Origin of the sequence: Pseudomonas sp. SCPG-7, assembly GCF_002156405.1 — a bacterium.
Classification (GTDB): Bacteria; Pseudomonadota; Gammaproteobacteria; order Pseudomonadales; family Pseudomonadaceae; genus Aquipseudomonas; species Aquipseudomonas parakoreensis.
Genome location: NZ_MVOO01000022.1, coordinates 23,215 through 47,464 on the forward strand (window position 1 = coordinate 23,215; position 24,250 = coordinate 47,464).

16 protein-coding genes are annotated in these 24,250 nt (G+C 61.8%); 12 read left to right on the forward strand and 4 right to left on the reverse strand.

Annotated elements, in window-relative coordinates; all coding sequences use genetic code 11:
• Positions 1–22 precede the first annotated feature (22 nt).
• From B1722_RS26100 to B1722_RS26110, 3 genes are all read left to right on the forward strand, one after another.
• The gene (locus B1722_RS26100) at positions 23–457 is read left to right on the forward strand and encodes a chemotaxis protein CheY (RefSeq protein WP_086794850.1); all 435 of its coding nucleotides are present in this window, start codon (positions 23–25) and stop codon (positions 455–457) included.
• Between the two features lie 142 nt (positions 458–599).
• Positions 600–1,226, forward strand: coding sequence for a response regulator transcription factor (locus B1722_RS26105; protein ID WP_086794851.1), 627 nt, complete (start codon positions 600–602; stop codon positions 1,224–1,226).
• Between the two features lie 8 nt (positions 1,227–1,234).
• Entirely contained in the window at positions 1,235–4,453 is a 3,219-nt protein-coding gene (locus tag B1722_RS26110) for a transporter substrate-binding domain-containing protein (protein WP_086794852.1), read from the forward strand.
• A gap of 4 nt (positions 4,454–4,457) precedes the next feature.
• Here the strand turns inward: B1722_RS26110 and dkgB are convergent, their stop codons facing one another.
• Positions 4,458–5,261 carry a 2,5-didehydrogluconate reductase DkgB gene (dkgB, locus tag B1722_RS26115; protein WP_041070786.1) on the reverse strand — a complete coding sequence of 268 codons (804 nt, stop codon included), beginning with the start codon at positions 5,259–5,261 and terminating at the stop codon, positions 4,458–4,460.
• Positions 5,262–5,580: 319 nt separating this feature from the next.
• Between dkgB and B1722_RS26120 the strand changes: the two genes are divergently transcribed.
• The 3 genes from B1722_RS26120 (at position 5,581) to B1722_RS26130 (ending at position 8,635) form a co-directional block, all read left to right on the forward strand.
• Positions 5,581–6,447: a pirin family protein gene (locus B1722_RS26120; protein WP_041070789.1), complete on the forward strand. Its 867-nt coding sequence runs from the start codon at positions 5,581–5,583 to the stop codon at positions 6,445–6,447.
• Positions 6,448–6,654: 207 nt separating this feature from the next.
• Positions 6,655–8,097 (forward strand): mechanosensitive ion channel domain-containing protein, encoded by a 1,443-nt coding sequence (locus tag B1722_RS26125; RefSeq protein WP_041070791.1) that lies wholly within the window; start codon positions 6,655–6,657, stop codon positions 8,095–8,097.
• Between the two features lie 97 nt (positions 8,098–8,194).
• Positions 8,195–8,635 carry a carboxymuconolactone decarboxylase family protein gene (locus B1722_RS26130; RefSeq protein WP_086794853.1) on the forward strand — a complete coding sequence of 147 codons (441 nt, stop codon included), beginning with the start codon at positions 8,195–8,197 and terminating at the stop codon, positions 8,633–8,635.
• A gap of 108 nt (positions 8,636–8,743) precedes the next feature.
• Here B1722_RS26130 and B1722_RS26135 read toward each other — a convergent pair whose 3' ends face one another.
• Together B1722_RS26135 and B1722_RS26140 are read right to left on the reverse strand one after the other, a co-directional pair.
• Entirely contained in the window at positions 8,744–10,336 is a 1,593-nt protein-coding gene (locus tag B1722_RS26135; RefSeq protein ID WP_086794854.1) for a DHA2 family efflux MFS transporter permease subunit, read from the reverse strand.
• Positions 10,333–11,454, reverse strand: a complete 1,122-nt coding sequence (locus tag B1722_RS26140; protein ID WP_041070800.1) for an HlyD family secretion protein — start codon at positions 11,452–11,454, stop codon at positions 10,333–10,335. The genes B1722_RS26135 and B1722_RS26140 overlap by 4 nt, the downstream gene beginning before the upstream one ends.
• A 342-nt stretch (positions 11,455–11,796) precedes the next feature.
• On the opposite strand from B1722_RS26140, the gene B1722_RS26145 reads away from it, so the two are divergent.
• Positions 11,797–13,524: a ShlB/FhaC/HecB family hemolysin secretion/activation protein gene (locus B1722_RS26145; RefSeq protein WP_041070803.1), complete on the forward strand. Its 1,728-nt coding sequence runs from the start codon at positions 11,797–11,799 to the stop codon at positions 13,522–13,524.
• Between the two features lie 113 nt (positions 13,525–13,637).
• Complete coding sequence (locus B1722_RS26150) at positions 13,638–18,107, forward strand: hemagglutinin repeat-containing protein (RefSeq protein ID WP_086794855.1); 4,470 nt, start codon at positions 13,638–13,640, stop codon at positions 18,105–18,107.
• A 139-nt stretch (positions 18,108–18,246) separates the two neighbouring features.
• Here the strand turns inward: B1722_RS26150 and nhaA are convergent, their stop codons facing one another.
• A complete protein-coding gene (gene nhaA, locus B1722_RS26155) occupies positions 18,247–19,449 on the reverse strand; it encodes a Na+/H+ antiporter NhaA (RefSeq protein ID WP_086794856.1) in 1,203 nt (400 codons plus the stop codon).
• Positions 19,450–19,673: 224 nt separating this feature from the next.
• On the opposite strand from nhaA, the gene B1722_RS26160 reads away from it, so the two are divergent.
• The 4 genes from B1722_RS26160 (at position 19,674) to B1722_RS26175 (ending at position 24,193) form a co-directional block, all read left to right on the forward strand.
• On the forward strand, positions 19,674–20,051 hold the full coding sequence (locus B1722_RS26160; RefSeq protein ID WP_027614010.1) for a c-type cytochrome: 378 nt from the start codon (positions 19,674–19,676) through the stop codon (positions 20,049–20,051).
• Between the two features lie 95 nt (positions 20,052–20,146).
• Positions 20,147–20,647 (forward strand): sigma-70 family RNA polymerase sigma factor, encoded by a 501-nt coding sequence (locus B1722_RS26165; RefSeq protein ID WP_003223490.1) that lies wholly within the window; start codon positions 20,147–20,149, stop codon positions 20,645–20,647.
• Between the two features lie 40 nt (positions 20,648–20,687).
• Positions 20,688–21,671 carry a FecR family protein gene (locus B1722_RS26170; RefSeq protein WP_086794857.1) on the forward strand — a complete coding sequence of 328 codons (984 nt, stop codon included), beginning with the start codon at positions 20,688–20,690 and terminating at the stop codon, positions 21,669–21,671.
• Between the two features lie 98 nt (positions 21,672–21,769).
• Positions 21,770–24,193 carry a TonB-dependent receptor gene (locus tag B1722_RS26175; protein WP_086794858.1) on the forward strand — a complete coding sequence of 808 codons (2,424 nt, stop codon included), beginning with the start codon at positions 21,770–21,772 and terminating at the stop codon, positions 24,191–24,193.
• Positions 24,194–24,250 lie beyond the last annotated feature (57 nt).

Consider the following 24,250-nt stretch of genomic DNA (forward strand, 5'->3'; position numbering starts at 1 on the left):
TCCGAACTTCGGGATATCGAGCATGATCAATAAAACCCTGCGCATCCTGATTGCCGATCCGCAGCATTTTCACCGAATGAAAATCGAGCGGCTGTTCAACCATCTCGAATACTTCCGCGTCGCTCCGGTGCAGAGTCTGCTGGAGTTGCTGACGCTGGTGGAATACGGCTGCGAACCCTTCGATGCCGTAGTCATCAATGCCGAACTGACGGCCGGGTCGCTGGACCTGTCGGACTTTTTCCTGAACAACCCGCATGTCCGTCATGTTCTGATCTACAACGAACCTTCGGCCCCGGTGCAGACCCCGGCAGGTTTTGCTCAGGAGAACATGCAGATCAGCCATGTCGCACTGCCCGACCTGGCAGCGATCAAGCACCTGATGGATCGGGTTGAGGGCCCGCCGCAGTGCGCAGCGAATGCCCGGAACCCGGCATCGGCCCTGCAGCGCCGGGCTTGAGCACGGTTTGGCGTTTGCTGCAACTGTCAGATCTGACAGGTAGATCCCGCAGGGTTCCCGTGTAACAGTCTTTGCACAGCGACGGCGTCCGCAGCATCCGACGTCGTGGCACCTTTGTCATGTGGTTGTACGGGGAGCCGTCATGAAGTCAGCGCTGATCGTCGACGATCATCCGGTGGTGCGCGCAGCCGTGAGACTCGTACTCCAGACCGAGCGATTCAAGGAGATTCACGAGGCCGCGAGCGCCAGCGAGGCCCTGGCCCTGAATCGTGAGCACAAACCCAAACTGGTGATACTCGACCTCAAGTTACCGGGGATCGGTGGCCTGGAGGTGCTGGAACGGCTGAAGGCCATCGACCCCAAATGCAAGGTGCTGATCTTCACCTCTCAGGACCCGCAGTATTATCAGGACCGCTGCCTGCGTGCGGGTGCCTTGGGTTTCGTGGCCAAAACCAACCAGTTGCTGCAATTGCACAAGGCAATTCAGGCGATGATGTCAGGCTATTCCTATTTTGCGGCGCCGTCTGACAAGGACTATACGTCGACCCCTTTGCACCGCAGCGAAAAGCAGATGATCGACGACCTGTCCAATCGTGAGCTGAATATCCTTGAGCAATTGGCCCAGGGCAAAGCCAACAAACTGATCGCCGAAGACATGCACCTGAGCCATAAAACCGTCAGCACCTACAAAACCCGTTTGATGAAAAAACTTGGGATCAACTCGACGGTGCACTTGCGCGAATTCGCCAAACGCAATCATTTGCTCTGAGTGACCTGATGAATCGGCAAGGCTGGTGCTGTGTCCTGTGGTTGAGCATCACGGCCACCTCTTGGGCCAGTGACCCGGCGCAGCACCTGCAACTGTTGCCCCAGGCCGAACTGGACAATGTCCATGTTGCGCTCGATGGGCGTGACCGTCAGTGGTTACGCCAGCATCCGGTCTTGCGCATGGGCGTTTCCGGTGCGGACTATCCGCCGTTCGAAATCACCCGCAATCAACAAGAGCTGGAAGGGCTCACCGCCGATTACGCCGAGCTGCTGGCGCAACTGCTCGGGGTGCGCATTGATGTGCAGCGTTTCGCCAATCGCGAGCAAGTCATGGCTGCGCTGAAATATGGCGAACTCGACCTGCTCGGCACCTCCAACAGCTTTGAACTCGCCGACCCTGATTTCGTCCTGTCGCGACCCTACGCCGACGATCAGCCGATGCTGGTGACCCGGTTTGACGAAACGTTGCCGGTGGATCTGGCAGGCAAACGCATCGCCATGGTCGAGGATTATCTGCCGCTGGCCAGTGTGCAGGCGTTCTATCCCGAGGCGCAGGTGCTGCGCTATCCCTCGGCGATGGACGCACTGGGGTCGGTGGCTTTCGGTGTCGATGATGGCTATCTCGGCGATCTGATCAGCGCCAATTACCTGATCAACACCAATTATCGCAATGACCTGCAATTGGCCGGGCCGTCCGGGCTGGATGCCAACGCCTTTGGTTTCGCCTTGCGGCGCAGTGAAGTACGCCTCAAACGCATCATCGACAAGGCACTGGTGGCGATTCCCATGGAGCGTCGTCAGCTTATCGAGCAGCGCTGGAGCGCAGGGCGCGCGCAGATGGCCGCACAGTCGCGGGTACACCTGAGTGCCAGCGAGCAGGACTGGTTGGCGCAGCACCCGGTGGTGCGGGTGGGGGTGATCGAGGACTTCGCGCCACTGAGTTTTTTTGATGCCGAGGGCCGTTTCAGTGGTCTGTCGGCACAGCTGCTCAACCTGATCAGCCAGCGCACCGGTTTGCAATTCGACGTGGTTCGGGGGCGTTCGCTGGACCGCCAGATCGAACAGCTCAAGGCCGGTGAACTCGACGTGTTGCCGGTGGTGACGCCCAGCAGCGAGCGTGAAGCCGAGCTGCAGTTCACCCGCGCCTATCTGAACAACCCGTTTGTGCTGATCAGTGCGACAACGGCCGGCAGTCCGCGCAGCCTCGACGATTTACAGGACAAGCGCCTGGCAATTTATCGCGGGCATCCGTTGCGCGACTACATGGTGCGGCGCGTGCCACGAGTCCGACTGGTGGAGGTGCGCAGTCCCGCCGAGGGCATGGAACTGATCGTCAAGGACCAGGCCGATGCGACCGTCAGTTCACTGCTGGTGGCGCGCTTTCTGCTTGCCCGCCAGTACCGCGAGCGTTTGCGCATCACCAACACCGTCGGCGATCAACCGGCACGCATCGCATTGGCGACTGCACCGCAAGCCACGGCGCTGCACACAATGCTGAACAAGGCACTGCTGAGCATCGCGCCGCAGCAGATGGATGAGTTGGTCGAGCGCTGGAGCCATGATGTGGTGGTGGAGGAGAGCTATTGGGTACGCCACCGGCGCGAGATTGTCCTCGGGTTTGCCGCCGCGGCGGGGTTGCTGGTGCTGGCGCTGGCCTGGATCGGTTTTCAGCGCTGGCAGTTACGTCAGCGTCAGCAATGGTTGCGTCAGTTGCAGCAGGCCAAAGAGGCGGCTGACGATGCCAACCGCGCCAAGACGACTTTCCTGGCGACCATGAGCCATGAAATCCGCACGCCGATGAACGCGTTGATCGGCATGCTCGAACTGGCGCTCAAGCGTGCCGAGGAGGGTGTCACTGACCGGTTGGCGATTCAGGTTGCGTCGGGCGCCGGTCAGCAACTGCTCGCGCTGATTGGCGATATTCTCGATATCGCGCGCATCGAATCCGGGCAGTTGTCCCTCGCGCCGCAGCGGGCCAACCTGCGCGAACTGGTGGCCTCGGTGTGCCGGGTATTCGAAGGGCTGGCGCGACAAAAGTGCCTGTCATGGCACATCGAGCTGGGGGCGGGCAGTGACGTTGACGTATTGATTGATCCGGTGCGCTTCAAGCAAGTGCTGTCGAACCTGTTGAGCAACGCGATCAAGTTCACCGAGCAAGGCGAGGTCAGCTTGCGGCTATCAGTGCACGCGATGCCGCTCGCAAGCGTGGGCGTGACGGTGGTGATCGAAGACAGTGGCATCGGCATCAGCGAGCATGACCGCCAGCGCCTGTTCAGCCCGTTTGTTCAGGCCGGCAACCCCGGGCAGTCCGCGCGCAGCGGCTCGGGGCTGGGGTTGGTGATCAGCCGTGAGCTCTGCGAAATGATGGGCGGTACGCTACGCCTTGTCAGCGAGCCGGGACATGGAACACGGGTCGAGGTCAGTCTGCAATTGCAATCGTTGGCCGCGCTTGCCACCGAGGCTGCAAGCACCGCGGTGGCCGACACGCCGGCGCGCTCACTGAGCGTGCTGGTGGTGGATGACCATCCGGTCAACCGGCTGCTGCTCTGTTGGCAGTTGAGTGAACTCGGCCACCGCACCGTTGATATGGAGGACGGGGAACAGGGGCTGCAACGCTGGCGGGCGCAAGCGTTTGACGTGCTGATCACCGACTGCAATATGCCCCGGCGCAACGGCTACGAACTCGCGCGGGCGATCCGTGGCGAAGAGGCGGCGAGCGGCCGGGCACGGTGTCTGATTCTCGGCTTTACCGCCAATGCGCAGATCGAGGAAAAGGCACGGTGTCTTGAGGCCGGTATGGATGATTGCCTGTTCAAACCGACCCGCCTGGCTGATCTGGCGCTGGCGTTGCAGGGCGCCAGGCACAGCGAAAATGCGGGCGAGCCGAAGCAGCCACGGCCCTTGACCGAACTCGACCTGAGTGCGCTGGAGCAAATGGCCGGTGACGATCATGCGCTGATGCAACGTTTGCGAGAGCAAGTCTTGTGCAGTCTGCAGGACGACCTGCAACGGCTGGACGTCGCACGCCGGCCCCTCAATCCGAGTGAATTGCGCAGGCTGGCGCATCACATCAAGGGCGGCGCGCAGATGGTCGGTGCCGCGCGAGTGGTGGCAGCCTGTACGGATCTCGAGCAGGCCTGCCGAGACGCCGAAATCCAAGTGGTCGAGCGCTCGGTCGAGGTGCTGCGCCAGGCCATGCTCAGTCTCGCGCAGCGCCTTCAGAGCTGAACGATCAGTCCCACAGCGGAGCAATGCCTTTCGGGCTGGTCAGGCGCTGGCCGCGCTCCAGCGTGGCGATCAACGCCATGTCGGCGTCGCTCAGGGTCAGCGCCGCAGCACCGAGGTTGCTCTGCAGATTGGCGCGTCGGGTCGACGATGGAATCACCGCGTAGCCCTGTTGCATTGCCCAGGCCAGAGTGACTTGCGCCGGGGTCGCTTGCAGGCGTGCGGCAATCTGCTGGATCAGCGGGTCCTTGAGCACTTCGCCATAGGCGAGGGTCATGTACGAGGTAATCTGGATGCCTTGGCTTTGCGCGAACTCGACCACTTTGCGGTTTTGCAGGTACGGGTGCAGTTCGATCTGGTTGGTGGCGATGTTTTCTGCGCCGACCGCTGCAATTGCCTGTTGCATCAGCTCGATGGTGAAGTTGGAAACGCCGATCTGCCGGGTCAGGCCCAGACGTTTGGCTTCGAGCAGCGCGCCCATGAACTCGGCGACGGGCACTTGATCTTCCGGCGATGGCCAGTGGATCAGCGTCAGGTCGAGGTAGTCGGTTTGCAGCTTGCGCAGGCTTTCCTTGAGGCTGTCGATCAAGCGATCCTTGGCGAAGTTGGCGATCCAGATCTTGCTGGTGATGAACAGCTCTTGGCGAGCAATGCCGCTGGCGGCGATGGCTTGACCGACCTCGGCTTCGTTCTCGTAGATCTGCGCGGTGTCGATGACGCGGTAACCGAGATCCAGCGCATTACGCACCGAATCGATCACCACCTGGCCTTGCAGGCGAAACGTACCCAGACCAAAAGCGGGAACAGACATTGATGACTCCAGGGTTGCAGTGAGAATGGGCGGGAGTATCCGCGTCTGAGTTCTTGAGAAAAACCGCTGGGGGGACAAAGCACTGTTGAGCACAAGTCACGAATCTTGCGGGCGCTGCGGCACGCCGCGATCTTTTGATCCTGTTATTAAAATCAAAAGATCGCAGCGTGCCGCAGCTCCTACAGGGCGAGGCGGGGACGCTTTTGGATGAGGACTGTTCTATGAGTGGGACGCTAAGACTGGTTTTTGCCGTCTAGTCCTTCAACCGTCATGGATTTAAGCTTAATTCATTGCGTCACCCACTTTTCTGGAGGCAACCATGAAAAACATCATCGGTATCTACACCAGCCCCCGCGGCCATTGGGTCGGCGATGGCTTCCCGGTTCGCACTCTGTTTTCCTACGACAATCTGGGCAAGCACATCAGCCCGTTCCTGCTGCTCGATCACGCAGGACCTGCGCAATTCACCCCGACCACCGAGCGCCGCGGTGTTGGCCAGCATCCGCATCGTGGTTTTGAAACCGTGACCATCGTCTACGACGGTGAGGTGCAGCACCGTGACTCCACCGGCAGCGGCGGCACCATCGGCCCGGGCGACGTGCAGTGGATGACGGCTGCGTCCGGGATCCTGCATGAAGAGTTTCATTCGGATGATTTCGCCAGAACCGGCGGCAAGCTCGAAATGGTGCAGCTGTGGGTCAACCTGCCGGCCAAGGACAAAATGGCCGCGCCCGGCTACCAGACCATTCTCGACGGCGATATTCCGAATATCGCGCTGAAGGACGACGCCGGCAGCCTGCGGCTGATTGCCGGTGAGTTCGATGGGTATACAGGCCCATCGCGCACGTTCACGCCGATCGACGTCTGGGACCTGCGGCTCAATGCCGGCAAGTTGCTGAGCCTGGATCTGCACGAAGGGCGCAACACTGCGCTGGTGCTGTTGAAAGGTTCGGTCAAGATAAACGGTGTGGAAACTGCGGGTGTCGGGCAGTTGGTGCTGTTCGAGCGCGACGGTCGTCAGTTGACCCTTGAGGCCAGTGAAGACGCGGTGGTGCTGCTGCTCAGCGGCGAGCCGATCGACGAACCGATTGTCGGCCATGGTCCGTTCGTGATGAACACCGAGCAGGAAATTCATCAGGCATTCGCCGACTTCCAGTCCGGTCGGTTTGGCCAGATGCACGGGTAAATTTCACCCCTGTGGGAGCGGGCTTGCTCGCGATAGCGGACTTAGAGTCGATGCGTGTTTGACTGAGCCACCGCTTTCGCGAGCAAGCCCGCTTCCACATTGGTTTCTGGTGTTTTTGCGCGGGCGTTCTGCCTCTGAAATCAATTGCTCCTACACTGAGCCAATCTGTGCGATCTTCTCGCGATTGGCCCGTATCGGAGTGGTTTGATGCTGTCTTTCTTGACCGAACATCCGTTGTTTTGCGCGTTGATCCTGATCCTGCTCGATCTGGGCCTGTGGCGCCTGATCAGTTCCCGTGGCAGCGCGTGGAAGCTGTTGGTGCGGGTGCTGATTTTCAGCCTGTTCAGCGCGGTGCTGTTCAACGAAGGCCTCAACCCGATGGAGCCTGCGCCGTGGGCGGACAACGTGCCGTTGCATCTGGCGGCGACCGGGTTGCAGATCGGTTGGTGGCTGTTTGGCGCACGCACCCTGACCGTGCTGATCGGCGCGGTGATGATGCAGCGCGTCGGGCACACCGGGCGGCTGTTGCAGGATCTGCTCGGTGCGGTGATTTTCCTGATCGCCATTATCGCCGCACTGGCCTACGTGCTGGACTTGCCGGTCAAAGGCGTGCTGGCGACGTCCGGGGCCTTGGCGATCATTGTCGGTCTGGCGTTGCAGAGCACCCTCAGTGATGTGTTTTCCGGGATCGTGCTCAACACCACCAAGCCGTATCAGATCGATGACTGGATCTCCATCGACGGCACCGAAGGCCGGGTCATCGACATCGATTGGCGCGCTACGCGTCTGCAGACCAGCCAGGGCAGCATGGCGGTGATTCCCAACTCGCTGGCGGCCAAGGCCAAGATCATCAACTTCAGCCGGCCGAGCAACATGTTCGGCCTGGCCGTCAGTGTCCAGGTCAGCCCGCATGCCCGGCCCAATACGGTGATCGATGCGCTGGAACGGGCGATGCAGGGCTGCCGTCCGCTGCTGGACAATCCCGCGCCGAGCGTCGCACTGAAAAGCGCCAGCAGTACCGGTGTCGAATACGAAATCAGCGGCTTTGTGTCGTCTATGGACCAGAAACGTCCGGTGCGCAATCAGCTGTTCGATCTGGCTTACCGGCATCTGCAGGCGTCCGGGGTCAATCTGTTGTCGAGTGTCGAACCGATCGTCACCGGCAATCTTTCGCGGCCGCGGGCGCTGCTCGACAGCTCACCGATTTTCTCCACGCTGCGCCAGGAAGAGAAAGACACCTTCAGCCAGAACATGACCCTGCAAACCTTCCGTGCCGGCGAGACGATCCTCGAAGCCGGGGAGGTCAGCGATCATTTGTTCATTATCGAATCGGGCGTGGTCAGCGTGACCTTGACTCGCCATGGCAGCCCGTTCGAATCCGGACGCATGGGGCCGGGGGAGGTGATCGGCGAGGCCGGCATCCTCTCCGATTCGTCGGTGCCGGCGACCTTCGCAGCAAAAACCTTTTGCGCGCTGTATCGCATCGAGAAGACCTACCTGAAGCCGTGCCTGGATGCCCGCCACGACATCAACGAGGCGATGAAAGCCTTGCTCGATTATCGCCTGCACAAGGCCCAGACCCTGACCCAGGACGTGCCGACCGTGGTGGCGAAAACCGGGTTCCTGCACTGGTTGCGTCAGCGCGTGTGACGGGGTGGTCTACTCGTCTTCCGGGAGATTGGCTATTTGTCCGGGGCAGTGGCGGGACTACCTTAGTCACACATTCACTGGCCCCGGAAACTCCACCATGAAAGCTCGTACCGATTTCTACACCGCCTCCCCAGACGCCCTGAAAGCGATGATGGCCCTGGAAACTGCGGTCTCGAAACTGCCGCTGGAAAAGACCCTGATTGAACTGGTCAAGCTGCGCGCTTCGCAGATCAACGGCTGCGCCTTCTGCATCGACATGCACACCGCTGACGCAATCAAGGGCGGTGAGACCCCGCGCCGGCTGTTCGCCGTGACCGCGTGGCGTGAGGCGCCATTCTTCACCGAGCGCGAACGTGCGGCGCTGCTGTGGACCGAGTCGCTGACTCAACTGAGCCTGACTCACGCGCCGGACGAAGACTATGACATCGTCGCCGCGCAATTCACGCCCAAGGAAATGGTCGACCTGAGCGTGGCGATCAGCACCATCAACAGCTGGAACCGTCTGGCCGTGGGCTTCCGCAAAACCCCGCAGCTCTGAGCCGCAAGACATAACCCTGTAGGCGCTGTCGAGTGAAACGAGGCTGCGATCTGTTAAAGACAAGATAAAAAGATCGCAGCCTGCGGCAGCTCCTACACGGGCGAGGCATCAATGCGCATCCGCACTCGGCGCAGACGGTGGTTGTACCTTGCGCATCAAGGGCACCATCGCCGTGGCGATGATGAAGCACAGCATGATCATCAAAAAGGTATCGCCGTAGGTCTGGGTCTGCGCCTCGCGGTAAGTCAGCAACCACAGTTGACGCAGGCCGGCGGTGGTCCCGACATCACCGCTCTGGCCCAATGTCGCCAGGTTGCCACCGACCTGCGCCAACCACTGATTCAGCGCCTCGTTGCTGCTGTTCAAATGCTCGGCCAGGCGGGTGAAGTGCAGGTTGGTGCGGTCATTGAGAATGGTCGCGCAGGCGGCAATGCCGATGGCCCCGCCCAGATTGCGCATCAGGTTGAACAGCCCCGAAGCGTGCTTCAAGCGTGCCGGTGCCAAGCCTCCCAAGGTCAGCGTCACTGCCGGCGGTACCGCCAGTTGCTGGGCGATCCCGCGCAGCGCTTGCGGCAACATCAATTGACCGGCGCCCCAGTCGTGGGTGATTGGACTGAACTCCCACATCGATACGGCAAACAAGCCCAACCCAAGCATCATGATCCAGCGCAAATCCATGCGATTGGCGAGAAAGGCGTACAACGGAATCGCCATGATCTGGAACACCCCGGTGGAAAAAACCGCCAGACCAATGTCCAGCGCGCTGTAGCCACGCACCCGGCCGAGAAACAGCGGCGTCAGGTAAATCGTCGCGAACAGACCAATCCCGGTGACGAAGGAAAAGAAGCAGCCGAGGGCGAAATTGCGATCCTTGAGTGCGCGCAGATCGACGATCGGATTGGCCACGTGCAAGGTGCGCCCGATAAAGGCCAGACCCGCCAGACCGCTGATCCACGCCGTGGTCAGAATCGTTTGATCGCTGAACCAGTTCCAGCGCGGACCTTCTTCGAGGGTGTATTCCAGGCAGCCGAGAAACAGCGCGAGACACACCATGCTCAGGTAGTCCGCGCCCTTGAGCAGCGCCAGTTCCGGCTGGTCGATCTTTACCAGCATTGGTACTGCGACGGCGACGAAAATCCCCGGCACCAGGTTGATGTAGAACAGCCAGTGCCATGAGGAAATGTCGGTAATCCAGCCGCCGATTACCGGACCCAGGGTCGGCGCCAGTGACGCCACCGCACCGATGGTCGCGGCGGCGATCACCCGTTGTTTGCCGGTGAAGAAAAAGAACGCGGTGGTGAACACCAACGGAATCATCGAGCCGCCGAGAAAGCCCTGCAGCGCCCGAAAGGCGATCATGCTCTGGATGTTCCAGGCCACGCCGCAGAGCAGGCTGGCCAGAGTAAAACCGACCGCCGAGGCGCAGAACAGCCAGCGCGTGGAGAACACCCGCGACAGCCAGCCTGACAGCGGGATCACGATGATTTCGGCGATCAGGTAACTGGTCTGCACCCACGCGGTTTCATCGGTGCCGGCCGAGAGCCCGCCGCCGATGTCGCGCAGCGAGGCCGAGACGATCTGGATGTCTAGCAGCGCGATGAACATGCCGATGCACATCGTGGCGAAGGCGAACACTTTGGTCGCGGTGGCCATGTCGGCGGCGTTGAACGGTTGCGCCGGGGCGGTGAGGGCGGTGCTCATGGTGCGACGGCCACGGCGCTGGTTTCGGCTTGCGCGCGGGTGTCGACTTCAGCGGTCACCGATAGCCCCGGCCGCAGATGGCCGAGCACGCCATCAGCCGGATCGAGGAGGATTCGCACCGGTACCCGCTGGACGATTTTGGTGAAGTTGCCGGTGGCGTTCTCCGGCGGTAGCACGCTGAATTGCGCGCCGGTGGCCGGGGCGAGGCTGTCGAGGCGGCCGTGGAACTCCTGGCCGGAAAGCACGTCGGCGCGGATGCTCACCCGTTGCCCGGGTTTCATCCGCGCCAGTTGGTCTTCCTTGAAATTGGCATCCACCCACAGACCGCTGGCCGGCACCACCGACAACTGTTGCGACCCGGCCTGGGCATAGGCGCCGACCCGTGCGCGGCGATTGCCGATCACGCCATCAACCGGCGCGCGCAGTTCGGTGTAGCCGAGGTTCAACTGCGCCAGATCACGCTCGGCCCGGGCTTGTTGCAGGGCGGCGCGGGCCTGTTGTTTCTGGGTGTCGATCACCGCCAGTTGGCGCTGAGCGGCGAGCAATTCGGCCTGGGCGCGGGCACTCAGGGCCTGGGCGGTCTTGAAGCTGGCGTCGGCGCGCTGGGCGCTTTCCACCGACACGGCATTGGTGCTGACCAGACGTTTGTAGCGCGCATTGTCATCCCGCGAGCGGGCGGTTTCGGCACCGGCGGCATCGATGCCGGCGCGGGCCTGGCCGATCACCGCTTGCTGCAGTTGTTCAGTGGCATCGAGGTTGGCCAGCAGCGCCTCTTCGGCGGCTACTGCGCCTTCGGCTTTGGCGAGGTTGGCGCGATAGTCGCGCGCGTCGAGGCGGATCAGCACGTCGCCGGCCTTGACCGACTGGTTGTCGCTGACCAGCACTTCTTCGATGTAGCCGGCAATCTTCGGCCCGATCACCGTGACGTCGCCACCGATGTAGGCATCGTCAGTCTCCTCGAGAAAACGCCCGGTGCTCCACCAATGACTGGCGTACACGCCGACCACGACCAGCGCGATCAGGCCAGAGCCGGTCAGCAGCAGGCGCTTGCGCAATGGCGGTTTGGCGGGGGTGACCGGGGCTGACAGGTCGGGCTCGAGGGTGGACATGGCGGTCATGGCGTAATACCTGCGGGAACGAGTAGTTATTACAGTTGTAATATGACGCAAGTAATATTTTGTGGCAATTATGTTTTTGTGCCGGTCGTCAGTTGCTTACCCGGCCTCGGGGTTTGGAGCGGTTTCGATGAATGACAGCCCTGGTAATGCGGGGCAGGTCTTCGAGTACTCGATGAAAGCCCTCGGGGAAACCCTGATGGCCTAGCGTTGAACACAGCAAAATCAAATGTTTAAGAAATGTAAGCGCTGTAGGAAGCGTCTTGCATTTGCGTAAGAAGGCTCTGACTATCACTCGCATTGATGAAGTGGCATTACGCCATTTCATGCTTGCAAGGATGTTGCGTGCCGTATTTGCTTCGCGCTGTTTCTCGTCGTCGCTTCACGCTTTGCCCGCTGTTGTCGGCCTTTGTGTTGAGTGTGTGTGCCTCCTCGATTCAAGCGGCCGACCCTGTTGCGCCGGGCCAGGAAGTGCTGCGCCAGCAGCAACAGCAACAACGCGATCTGCAACAACTGCAGATGGAACAACGCAAGCGCCAACTGGAGCGCGGTGCGTTCGGCCCGGCGCCGGCCACACCAGCGCTCCCGCAGACAGTCGCCCCCGATGAACGTTGCTGGCCGCTAAGTGGCACGCGCATCGGCGGTGTCACGCTGATCGACAGCGCCAAGCTCAACGCCCGGATCAAACCGCTGCTGGCGCCGTGCATGGGCGTCGGCCAGATCAACCATCTGCTGGCGACCATCACCGCCGCCTACGTCGAGCAGGGCTACATCGCCAGCCGTCCGTACCTGTTGAGTGCGCCGGCGGCGGGGCAGTCGCTGGACATCATGGTGGACGAAGGCTACATCGAGTCCATCGAACTGGCCGATCAGAGCCTGCCCGTTTCGCTGGGTGGCGCGTTCCCGCACATGCTCGGCCAGCCGCTGAACCTGCGCGATCTGGAGCAGGGCCTGGATCAACTGAACCGCTTGCGTTCGCTTGACCTGACCGCCGACATCGCCCCCGGCAGCCAGCCTGGCGCGTCGCGAATCATCCTGCGCTCGCGCACTTCCGGACAGTCGCGCTGGGCGTTGGGGTTGGGCGTGGACAACCTCGGCAGCGCCAGCACCGGGCGGGATCGCAACAGCGTCAGCCTGAGCGTCGACAGCCCGTTGCAACTTAACGACCTGCTGAGCCTCAGCGCCAGCGACACGTTGAATCAGGGCGACCGCTACAGTCGCAACGCCAGCCTGTATTACGCGATTCCCTACGGCTACTGGACCTACAGCGCATTCGCCAGCCACGCCGAGTATCGCGCGCCGTTCAAACTGCCCAGCGCGACCCTGTACAGCACCGGCATCACCGATCAACTGAGCCTGCGCGCCGACCGCGTGTTGTGGCGCGACCAGAGCCGCCAGCTCAGCGCCAACCTGCAACTGGCACACAAGGACGTCGACAGCTACCTGGAGAATGTTCGCCTGGGCATTCAGAGCCCGACCCTGACCGTGGCCGAAGCCGGGCTCAATCTGTTCTGGCTCGACCGTGCGGTGTGGAACCTCGACTTCACCTACTCGCAAGGCCTGCGCTGGCTGGGCGCCGATGACGACGCCAATCACGCGGTCAACAACCTGCCCAAAGCGCAATTTCACAAGTACCGCGCCGGCCTCAGCCAGTGGCGTAACGGCCAGTTCGGCGCGCAAGCGTGGCAGTGGCAAAGCCAGCTCAATTTGCAATACAGCCCCGACCCGTTGCCAGCCATCGAACAGTTGCTTGGCACCGACGATTCGGCAGTGCGCGGCTATCGGGTCAACAGCGCATCCGCTGCCAGCGGCGCGATCTGGCGCAACACCCTGCGTCTGCCCCTGCGCAACGACTGGCCGGTGCAGATCACCCCGCGCGTGGCGCTGGACAACGGCTGGCTCAAGGCCGACCACGGTGCCCAGGGCCAACGCCTGAGCGGCGCCAGCGTCGGGCTGAATCTGGGCTGGAAGAATCTGCAAGTGGACGTCGACTACCAGCGCGCCCTCAACACCCCCAACGGATTGCAGCACGAGCCAGAGACCTGGCTGATGCGCGTGGGGTTGCAGATATGAGCACCACCGAGACTCATCAAGCAGTGAACAAACAGCCGTCGGATCTGAGCGCGACAGCCACGGCCAATACTCAATCGCGCGCCGTGATGCCGTACTTACATGGAGACGTTTTTATGCCAGCACGCACCTTTGCATTTCATCTTTCTCCTCGGGGCAAACTGCGCTGGGCGATCGCCAGCCTGTTCTTCGCCGTGCACCTGCCGACCGCTATCGCCGGCGGTGTGGTGGTCGCACCCGGCCCCGGCGGCACCGCGCAATTGCAGACTCAGGGCGGTGTGCCCATCGTCAATATCGTCGCGCCCAACGGCTCGGGCCTGTCGCACAACCAGTTCCTCGACTACAACGTCGACCGTCAGGGGCTGGTGCTGAATAACGCCTTGCAGGCCGGGCAATCGCAGCTCGCCGGGCAACTGGCGGCCAACCCGCAACTGCAGGGGCAGGCGGCGAGCGTGATCCTCAACGAGGTGATCAGCCGTAACCCTTCGGCGATCAATGGCGCCCAGGAAATCTTCGGTCGCGCCGCCGATTACGTGCTGGCCAACCCCAACGGCATCTCGGTGAACGGCGGCAGTTTCATCAACACGCCTAACGCCAGTCTGCTGGTCGGTCGTCCTGAATTGAACGACGGCAAACTGCAAGCGCTGAACACCCGCGACGCCAGCGGTCAGTTGCAGATTCAGAGTGGCGGCCTGCGTAACGCCGAGGGTTCGGTCAATTTGATTGCCCCGCGTATCGACAGCCAGGGCCGCATCGACGCCCGCGATCAACTGAACCTCACGGTCGGACGCAATCAGGTGGATTACGCCAGCGGTCAGGTAAAAACCGTGGACCCGGCGGGCAACACCGCCGATCAACGCATCGACGCCAGCCTGTTCGGCGCGATGCAGGCCGGGCGCATCAATATCGTCAGCACCGCCGAAGGCGCGGGCGTGCGTGTGGGTGCGGTGCAAGTGGCCGGGCGTGACGGCGTGCAGATCCGTTCGGTTGGCGACCTCAGCGTCAGCGGTGAGGCCATCTCCAATAGCCTCGACGCGAGCCGTGCCGGCATTCGCAGCAGTCAGGGCGATGTCGGCCTGCACAGCGGCAACGACCTGACGCTGGCCGCCACCGACGTCAGTGGTCGCGATGTCAGCGTCAATGCCAAGCGCAACCTGACCTTGAGTACCGTCGAAAGCCGCAAGCTTCAGGAAAAACGCGAAAACTGGAGCAACAGCACCATCGGCATCACTTGGGAAACCTACGACCGCACCCAGACCGACAGTGAAACTCGCCAGCACGGCAGCCAGATCGTCGCCAGCCGCGACGCCAGGCTGACCTCCGGCAAAGACACCGAACTCAAAGCAGCCAAAGTTGAAGCGGCGAAAAATCTCGATGTGCACAGCGGCGGTGATCTGCGCCTGACTGCGGCCACCGAAAGCCACACTCAGACCGATCAGGGCAACCATCGCAAGCATTTGTGGAAGGCTGACTGGAACAACAGCAGCGAAGAGCAGCGCAGCCTCGGCAGCCAGTTGCAGGGTGGCAATATCGCGCTGCAAACCGCCGCGTTGTTGCGTTCCGAAGGCGCCGAACTGAACAGCGCCGGCGATGTGAAACTGGCGGGCAAGCAAGTGGACGTCACCACCGCCACGCGCACCAGTCGCAGTAATAACAACAGCTACTCAGGCGACCTGGTTGGCGGCGGATTCTTCGGCAAGACCGGTGACGCCGACAAGGGCCAGACCCAGCATCAGGGCAGCAAAATCAATGCGGCCGGCAAACTGATCGTCAAGGCTGATGACGTGCGCATCAGCGGCAGCCAGGTGCGTGGCGGCACCGAGGCCAGCGTGATCAGCGATCAGGGTTCGCTGGTGATCGACGGCGTGCAGGACACTTCGCACAGCAACAACCACGACAAGGACAGCAAGTTCTTCGGCATCAGCAAGGACGAATCGCGGCAGAACTCCAGGGACAGCACCACGCTGCGCAGCGAGCTGGTTTCCGACAGCAACCTCAAGCTCAAGAGCGCCAAGGACATCGAAGTGGCCGGCTCCACGGTCAAGGCCGGCGGTGCGCTGACGGCGGACGCTGCCGGTGATGTGAACGTGCATTCCACGCAGAACACCCACGACAGCAGTTCGACCACCGAGACCCGTGGCTTCGATGCCTACGCCAAAGAGCAAACGCCGGAGCAATACCGCGCCGGGGTGCACTACGAAGACAAGCAGCAGACCGTCACCCGCAACGACGTCACCCAGCAAGGCTCGAGCCTCAGCGGCGGCAGCGTGCAAGTGAAGGCCGGCGGCGATCTGACGATCAAGGGCGGTGAAGTCAAATCCACCGCCGGCGACACCACGCTGGGCGGCAAAAATGTGTCGTTGCTGGCCGAACAGGATAGCCACAAAACTTCGACCGACACCTCCAGCACCGGCGGTGGTTTCTACTACACCGGCGGCCTCGACCGTGCCGGCAGTGGCGTCGATTTCGCTCACAGCACCACGCAAGACAGCAGCAGCAAAACCACCGCGCAAACCACCAACGTGCAGAGCAGCGGCGGCTTGACCCTCAACGCCGACAAGCTGGTGACCGAAGGCGCGCAGGTCAAGGCTGGCAACGGTCTGAACGTCGCGGCCAACGAGATCGACAACCGCGCGGCAAGCAACACCGAAAGCAGCAGCCACAACCAGAGCAACTGGTCGGCGGACATCGGCGCCAACGTCGAGTACAAGGACATCGCCCGCCCGATTGCCGGTGCGGTCAAGGATGTGCTCAACGGCAAGGTGCCGGACAAGGAAGGCCTGAGCAATCTTGGCCAGCCGAACGTCGGTCTCGACGTGGCGATCGGTCACGGCAGCGCCGACAAGACCGAGCAGAGCAGCAACGCGGTAGTCAGTCGTTTCGACGGCGGCAGTGTCGAGGTGAAAACCGCCGGTACCCTGCACGATCAGGGCACTCAGTACAGCGCGAGCAACGGCAAGGTCAACATCAGCGCTGACACACTGGTTGCCGATGCCGCGAGCAACACTCACAGCAGCACCGATAACTCAGTGGACGCCAAGGTCGACGTGCGCGTCTACACCAAGACCGGCGAAGACGTAAACGTCGCCGGCAGCGGCGCGGGCGGCAACCGCTACAGCAGCAAGGACAGCAGCACGGCGGTGGTCGGCGGGTATGCCGGCAATCAGGGTGTGAACATCAACGTTGGCGCAGATGCGCAGTTTGCTGGCAGCCGTTTCGACGGCGGGCAGGGCGGGGTGAACATCAAGACCGGCGGCGATCTGGCGCTGAATCAGGCCAATGATCGCCAGAGCAGCAGCGACTCCAGCCTGCGCGGCAACGGCTCGCTGACGGTTGGCACCTTGCCGGGCACCGACGGCACCAACGTCGACCTCGGCGCTGGCTTCCAGATTGATCACACCGGCAAGCAGACCAATGACACCCAGGCTCACGTGGCGAGCATCAGCGGCAACGGCCCGGTGCAACTGAGCAGCGGTGGCAATCAGGTTCAGCAAGGCACCAGGATCGACAGCGCCGGCGCCATCGATATGCACGCTGACGGCAAGCTTGATCTGCAAGCGGCCGTTGATACCCACACCGCAACCGGCAGCAATCTCGGCGGCGGTTTGAAGGGCGGCGGCAGCAAATCCAGCAGCGAGAAGAGTCGCGATCAGGGCGGTAATTTGAGCGGCAACTTCAACATCGGTCGGGTCAACGAACACTCGCAAACCCTGACCGGTGGACAGCTCAACAGCCAGAGCCAAATCGCCTTGAGCGGTGACGCGGTGCACCTGCAAGGCACGCAAGTCAGCGCGCCGAACATCAGCATCGATGCGCAGAAGGGCGGTTTGGTTCAGGAGTCTGCGCAATCCACCGAGACGCGCAACAACTGGAACGTTGCGCTGAATGCCGGTGGCAACCTGAGCAGCAAGACCCCGACCGCCGCCGATGAACAGGCCAGCAGCGACCACGGCTTCAACGCCGGGGCCAAGGTCGGCGTCGATTACCTGCAAGGCACCACCCAGCAGAACAGCCAGATCAAGGCTGACAGCGTGGTCCTCAACAGCGCAGGCGATGCACAACTGTCGGGCGCGCGGATCGACGCGAAAAATGTCAGTGGCAAGGTTGCCGGTGACCTGACTGTCGACAGCCGTCAGGACTCGAAGACGCAAGCCAAGGTCGATGTCGATCTGGGCCTGACCGCGAAGAAGAACCCGCCGAGTGACAAGGAAAAACTCGCCGGCACCGACTACAAACCAACGCTGAAAGCGCAGGGCGAATACGCGCACAAGGACAGCGTGGCGCAGGCGTCCGGCATCGGTGGCAATCAGGGTGTGAAGTTGAACGTTGGTGGTGGCACGCAGCTGACCGGCGCGCGGATTTCATCGACGGACGGCAAGGTCGATCTGGGCGCTTCGAAGGTCGTTGGCAGCGATCTGGTCAACCGTGATTACGGGGTGAAAGCCGGACTGGACCTGCCGCAGAAAACCGAGGAGAACGCACCGAAGGTGTCGTTTGATAACGGCAATCTGAAAGTCGGTCCGGTGACCCTGAGCGGCCACCTGAACAGCCAGACCCTGCAGGCCGGAATCGACGAAAAAGGCTGAGCATTACCGCTGTAAAAAACTGTGGGAGTGAGCCTGCTCGCGATAGCGTCAGTTCAGTCAGCGAAGCTGTTGACTGAACCAGCGCCTTCGCGAGCAGGTTCGCTCCCACATTGTTTTTTGTTTCGATGAGACCTTGAGGTCAGCTCGAAGCCTTCGCCTTACCCGCACTCGTCAGCACGACCACCGCCAGCAGCGCGGACAGGATCGAACCCAGCAACACCCCAACTTTCACCGAGTCGACCAGATGCGGCGCGCCCGGGAACGCCAGCGCGCCAATGAACAGGCTCATGGTGAAGCCGATCCCGCAGAGCAGGGCGACGCCATACAGTTGCAGCCAGCTCGCGCCTTGCGGCAGTTGCGCCAGACCACTGCGAATCGCCAGGGCACCGAGGCCGAGGATGCCGATCTGCTTGCCGAACACCAGGCCCAACGCGACGCCCAACGGCACCGGCTCAAGCAGGTTGCTCGGGGAAATGCCAGTCAGCGACACCCCGGCGTTGGCGAAGCCGAAAATCGGCACCACGGCGAACGCCACCCACGGATGCATTTTTTCTTCGAGGTAGAGCAGCGGCGAGTTGTGCTCGTCCTCCGGGTTACCCAGCGGAATGCACAGAGCCAGAATCACCCCGGCGAGGGTCGCGTGGATCCCCGATTGCAGCATGAAGAACCACAGCAGGGCGCCAGCGATCAGGTACGGCCACAGCTTTCTGACCCCGCAGCGGTTGAGGATCACCAGCAGCGCAATCACCGCCAGCGACGCCAGCAGCATGCTCACCGACAGCCCGCTGGTGTAGAAAATCGCGATGATCACCACGGCGCCCAAGTCATCGAGGATGGCCAGCGCCGAGAGGAAGATTTTCAGCGACACAGGCACCCGTTTGCCCAGCAGCGACAGCACGCCCAGGGCAAAAGCAATGTCGGTGGCCGCGGGAATCGCCCAACCGCTGAGGGTTTGTGGATTGCCCCAGTTGATCGCGACGTAGATCAGGGCGGGCACCAGCATCCCGCCCAGTGCGGCAAAGCCCGGCAGCGCGCGCTGACCCCAGGTCGACAACTGACCGGCGAGCATTTCGCGCTTAATCTCCAGGCCCACCAGCATGAAGAAGATCGCCATCAGGCCATCATTCACCCAATGCTCGATCGACAGACCGGCGATCTTGATGTGCAAGGTCGAGAAATACGTGGCCGCCCAAGGCGAGTTGGCGACCAGCAGCGCGGCCAGGGCAGCGGCCATCAGAATCAGGCCACCGGCGGACTCGGCGGCGAAAAATCGCGAGAGAAAGGCCAGGGCAGAAGGCGACTCCTGACGGGCAGCCTGCAGGCGTGACGGATCGTGGCTCATAGGCACAGCAACTCCGCGCGGCGGCCCGACCTGCGCTGAATTAAACCTGCCCTGCCGCGTTGTTGCGGTGGCACCCGGGCGGCATTTTACACAATAGGCGGGACGGCTGCGAAAAACTCGACGACGTGGGTCGCTGCCCGGCAATTTCTCGATACGTGGAAATTGGCTTCCTGATGTGTGCTTAGCTGTGCGCCGTCCGTTTCAGCCTCTGACCCTTTATAAAAATGAAAACAACCCTCGTCGCCTTATTCGCATTGTTATCAGTCATTCAGACCTCCCTGTCCGTGGCAGAAAATGCCAACGGCAAAAATCTTTATGTCCAGCGCTGTGCTGTATGCCACGGCGCCGATATCAAGGCAACCGGGCCATTGGCCAATAAAAGCAATCCGCCAACGCCTGACCTGACAACAGCCACCTTCAAGAAACGCCTTAAGGATTATCCGGGCGTCATCGTGTCCTCGATCATCCTTCGTCCCAATGGAAACCTGATTCCAAAAACCTTGCAGGACAACGGCGTGAAGATCGCGCCGCACGCCTGGAGCGTTCAGGATTTTCGCGATCTGCATCAATACATGAGTGAGGTGATTGCAAAAGCACGATGACCTGGAGATGAACGGCGGATCGGGTCTCCAAGGAATGAATTGCCTGCCTTAATAGGAAGCATTACTATTCACGCCTCTTTCCCCAGCACGCTGTCATGAACCCCATGCTGCCCCGCAGACCCGGCTTTTTCGAGCATTACGAAGAGTTGATCGGCACCTGGACCCGGCGTCTGCGCAATCGCGCGCAGGCCGAGGATCTGGCGCACGACACCTTTGTGCGGGTGCTCGAATCCGATTCGGCAGCGGTGCAGCAGCCACGGGCGTATCTGCACCAGACCGCACGCAACATCGCGGTCGACGGTTATCGGCGTGAGGATCGACGGGAAGCCATGGAGTCGCAGGCGATCGATCACAGTGTGTCGTCAACCGGCGACCCGGAGCATTACATGCAGGCGATCCAGTTGGCCGACTCCATCGAACGGGCGCTGCAGGAACTGCCGCTCAACTGCCGGAAGATTTTCGTCTGGCAGAAGATCGAAGGACTGACCCAGGCAGAGATCGCCGAACGCCTGGGACTGTCCAGGAACATGGTCGAAAAATATATGATTCGCACCCTGCGGCATCTGCGCGACCGTCTCGATGGCATGCAGTCATGAGCGGCCACCGCTTTTCATCCCCAGCCCGACAGGACATTCCATGATGGATACCCGTGATTGCGCGTGCGGGCAAACAATGGTGCGCGATGAGGCGGCACGCTGGTTTGTGCGTTTGCAGGAACCGCTGATCAGTGCCGACGAACAGCAGCGCTTCGACGTCTGGCTGAACCAGCATCCGCAACACCGTGACGAATTCCAGTTGCTGCAAGGCCTGTGGACGGCGGCGGATCTGCTGCCGGCGCCACGCCTCAAGGCCCTCGTTGAAACCCCGCCGGCCCGTCGCGAACGTCGCCCACTGGCGCGCTATGCCGTGGCCGCCAGTGTGCTCGCGGTGGCGCTCGGCCTCGGTTTGTTCAGCGGTCTGAATCACCCGGACGGTTATAGCGCCGAGTTCGCGACGGCGTTGGGTGAGCGCAAGCATGTGGCGCTGCCGGACGGATCGGTAATCGACCTCAACAGCCGCAGCCGTTTGCAGGTGCGCTATGAGAAGGATCGGCGGTTGATCGAGTTGAGTGAGGGCGAAGCGATGTTCAGCGTTCAGCACGACACCGCGCGCCCGTTCGTGGTTGAGGCTGGCAGCGGCAAGGTCACGGTCACCGGCACGCGTTTCGATGTGCGCCGCGATGCCACGCAAACCCGGGTTTCGGTGGAGCAGGGCACGGTCAAGGTGCAGGGGCGCAATGCACCGGACAATGCTTTCATCAACCTCACCGCAGGCCTCGGCACCCATGTCGACGCCGAGGGCAAAGTCGCTGCGGCCTATGCGGTCAACCCCGTCGAGCTGACGGCCTGGCGCAGCGGCAAACTGGTGTTCAACAACGCCAGCCTCAGCGAAGTGGTGGCGGAGGTTTCGCGTTATCGCGACAAACCGCTGAAGGTTGCCAACGCGACGGTGGCCAACCTGCGCTTGACCAGCGTGTTCAAATCCGACAACACCGACGCCTTGCTCAAGGCCCTGCCAAACATCCTGCCGGTGGCCGTGCGCACCCTGGCCGACGGCAGTCAGGAAATAATTTCAAAATAACATTCAGGTTTTTTTCGAGTTCATCGTCTTCCTGTTCAACTGCAACTGGTTTGCATTAACAGACGCACACTCTTGCGATCCACAGGACTACGTTCGACGTGAAAAACACCTCAGCCCACAACAAAAAATCCCCTTGGCTGCCGCTGGCTCTCGCGCTGGCGGTCAATGCCGCCGTGCCGCTGGCCTTCGCCGCTGAAGCCATTCACATCCGCGCCCAGCCGCTGGGCCAGGCCCTGAGCGAACTTGGCCAGCAAACTTCGCTGCAGGTTTTCTTCAGCCCGGATCTGGTTGCTGGCAAACAGGCACCGGCGGTCGACGGCAATCTTTCCCCCGAGCAGGCGCTGCGTCAGTTGTTGCAGGGCAGCGGCCTGGAGTATCAGATCAACGAAGGCTCGGTGACCCTCGCACCGGCCGCCAACGCTGCCAACAATGGCCCGCTGGAACTGGGCGTGACCGACATCAAAGTGGTCGGCGACTGGCTCGGTGACGCTGATGCCGCGGTGGTGCAGAACCACCCGGGTGCGCGCACGGTGATCCGCCGCGAAGCCATGGTCGAGCAGGGCGCGATGAACGTCAGTGATGTGCTCAAGCGCGTGCCCGGCGTGCAGGTGCAGGACTCCAACGGCACCGGCGGCAGCGACATCGCGTTGAACGTTGGCGTGCGTGGCCTGACTTCGCGCCTGTCGCCACGCTCCACGGTGCTGATCGACGGCGTGCCGGCCGCGTTCGCACCGTACGGCCAGCCGCAACTGTCGATGGCGCCGATCTCTTCCGGCAACCTCGACAGCATCGATGTGGTGCGTGGCGCCGGTTCCGTGCGTTACGGGCCGCAGAACGTTGGCGGGGTGATCAACTTCGTCACCCGCGCCATCCCGGAAAAAGCCACCGGGGAAATCGGCACCACTTTGGAAACCTCCCGTTACGGCGGCTGGAAACACATCGACACGGCGTTCCTCGGCGGCACCGCCGACAACGGCATGGGCGTGGCGTTGTTGTATTCCGGGGTCAACGGCAACGGTTACCGCGAGCGCAACAACGGTAACGACATCGACGACGTGCTGCTCAAGACCCATTGGGCGCCGACCGATCAGGACGATTTCAGCCTCAACTTTCATTACTACGACGCCAGCGCCGACATGCCGGGCGGTCTGACGCAGAAGCAGTACGACGACAAGCCGTACGACTCGGTGCGCGATTACGACAACTTCAGCGGTCGGCGCAAGGACGTATCGTTCAAGTGGATTCGCCAGATCGACGAGCGTACGCAGGCAGAAATCCTGACCTATTACACCGACAGTTTTCGCGGCAGCACCATCGCCGCACGTGACCAGAATACCCTCAGTTCGTACCCGCGTTCCTACTACACCCTCGGTGTCGAGCCGCGTGTGTCGCGGGTCTTCGACGTCGGCCCGACCACTCAGGAAGTCAGCGTCGGTTATCGCTACCTGAAAGAGGCGATGCACGAACAGTCGAGTCGTCTGGCGCTGGTCAACAATCAGCCGGTGGTCACGCCGACGTCCGACGGTCATGTGTTCCAGGACCGCACCGGTGGCACCGAGGCCAACTCGGTGTATGTCGACAACAAGATCGACGTCGGCAACTGGACCATCACCCCGGGCATTCGCTTCGAACACATCAGCACCGACTGGCATGACCGCGCCGTGCTCGACACCGCAGGCAAGCGCGTGCCGGAGAAAAACCGCAGCATCGAGAGCAATGAACCGCTGCCGGCGCTGAGCGTGATGTATCACCTGTCGGACGCGTGGAAACTGTTCGCCAACTACGAAACCTCGTTCGGCAGCCTGCAGTATTTCCAGCTCGGCCAGGGCGGTTCGGGTGACCAGACCGCCAACGGCCTGGAGCCGGAAAAGGCCAAGACTTACGAGATCGGCACGCGCTACAACGATGACGTGTGGGGCGGGGAAGTGACGCTGTTCTACATCGACTTCGATGACGAGCTGCAATACATCAGCAACGATGTCGGCTGGACCAACCTCGGCGCGACCAAGCATCAGGGCATCGAAGCGTCGGTGCATTACGACATGGCCGCGCTCGATCCACGCCTTGACGGGCTGACCGCCAACGCCGGTCTCACTTACACCCGCGCCACCTACGAGGGTGAGATTCCGGGCTTCAAGGGCCGTGATCTGCCGTTCTATTCGCGGCAGGTGGCGACCGTGGGGCTGCGTTACGACATCAACCGCTGGACCTACAACATCGACGGTTTCGCCCAGTCCAAACAGCGCTCACCGGGTACCGGGGTCAACGCCGATGGCAGCTTCAACGGCAATTACATCACCGAAGGCACGGCCGATGGGCAGTATGGCGACATTCCGGGTTACGTAACCTGGAACGTGCGCGGCGGTTATGACTTCGGGCCACAAGTGTCGAATCTGAAACTGGGTGCCGGGGTGAAAAACGTCTTCGACAAGCAGTACTTCACCCGCTCCAGCGACAACAATTCGGGGATGTATGTCGGCGCGCCGCGTACGTTCTTCGTGCAGGCCAGCGTCGGTTTCTGATAACGCCTGATCCTGTGGCGAGGGAGCTTGCTCCCGCTGGACTGCGCAGCAGGCCCG

Excerpts from the sequence above, each read along its gene's own strand:
- B1722_RS26100 (WP_086794850.1), top strand. The coding sequence starts at position 23 with ATGATCAATAAAACCCTGCGCATCCTGATTGCCGATCCGCAGCATTTT.
- B1722_RS26105 (WP_086794851.1), top strand. The coding sequence starts at position 600 with ATGAAGTCAGCGCTGATCGTCGACGATCATCCGGTGGTGCGCGCAGCC.
- B1722_RS26110 (WP_086794852.1), top strand. The coding sequence starts at position 1,235 with ATGAATCGGCAAGGCTGGTGCTGTGTCCTGTGGTTGAGCATCACGGCC.
- dkgB (WP_041070786.1), bottom strand. The coding sequence starts at position 5,261 with ATGTCTGTTCCCGCTTTTGGTCTGGGTACGTTTCGCCTGCAAGGCCAG.
- B1722_RS26120 (WP_041070789.1), top strand. The coding sequence starts at position 5,581 with ATGAAAAACATCATCGGTATCTACACCAGCCCCCGCGGCCATTGGGTC.
- B1722_RS26125 (WP_041070791.1), top strand. The coding sequence starts at position 6,655 with ATGCTGTCTTTCTTGACCGAACATCCGTTGTTTTGCGCGTTGATCCTG.
- B1722_RS26130 (WP_086794853.1), top strand. The coding sequence starts at position 8,195 with ATGAAAGCTCGTACCGATTTCTACACCGCCTCCCCAGACGCCCTGAAA.
- B1722_RS26135 (WP_086794854.1), bottom strand. The coding sequence starts at position 10,336 with ATGAGCACCGCCCTCACCGCCCCGGCGCAACCGTTCAACGCCGCCGAC.
- B1722_RS26140 (WP_041070800.1), bottom strand. The coding sequence starts at position 11,454 with ATGACCGCCATGTCCACCCTCGAGCCCGACCTGTCAGCCCCGGTCACC.
- B1722_RS26150 (WP_086794855.1), top strand. The coding sequence starts at position 13,638 with ATGCCAGCACGCACCTTTGCATTTCATCTTTCTCCTCGGGGCAAACTG.
- nhaA (WP_086794856.1), bottom strand. The coding sequence starts at position 19,449 with ATGAGCCACGATCCGTCACGCCTGCAGGCTGCCCGTCAGGAGTCGCCT.
- B1722_RS26160 (WP_027614010.1), top strand. The coding sequence starts at position 19,674 with ATGAAAACAACCCTCGTCGCCTTATTCGCATTGTTATCAGTCATTCAG.
- B1722_RS26165 (WP_003223490.1), top strand. The coding sequence starts at position 20,147 with ATGAACCCCATGCTGCCCCGCAGACCCGGCTTTTTCGAGCATTACGAA.
- B1722_RS26170 (WP_086794857.1), top strand. The coding sequence starts at position 20,688 with ATGATGGATACCCGTGATTGCGCGTGCGGGCAAACAATGGTGCGCGAT.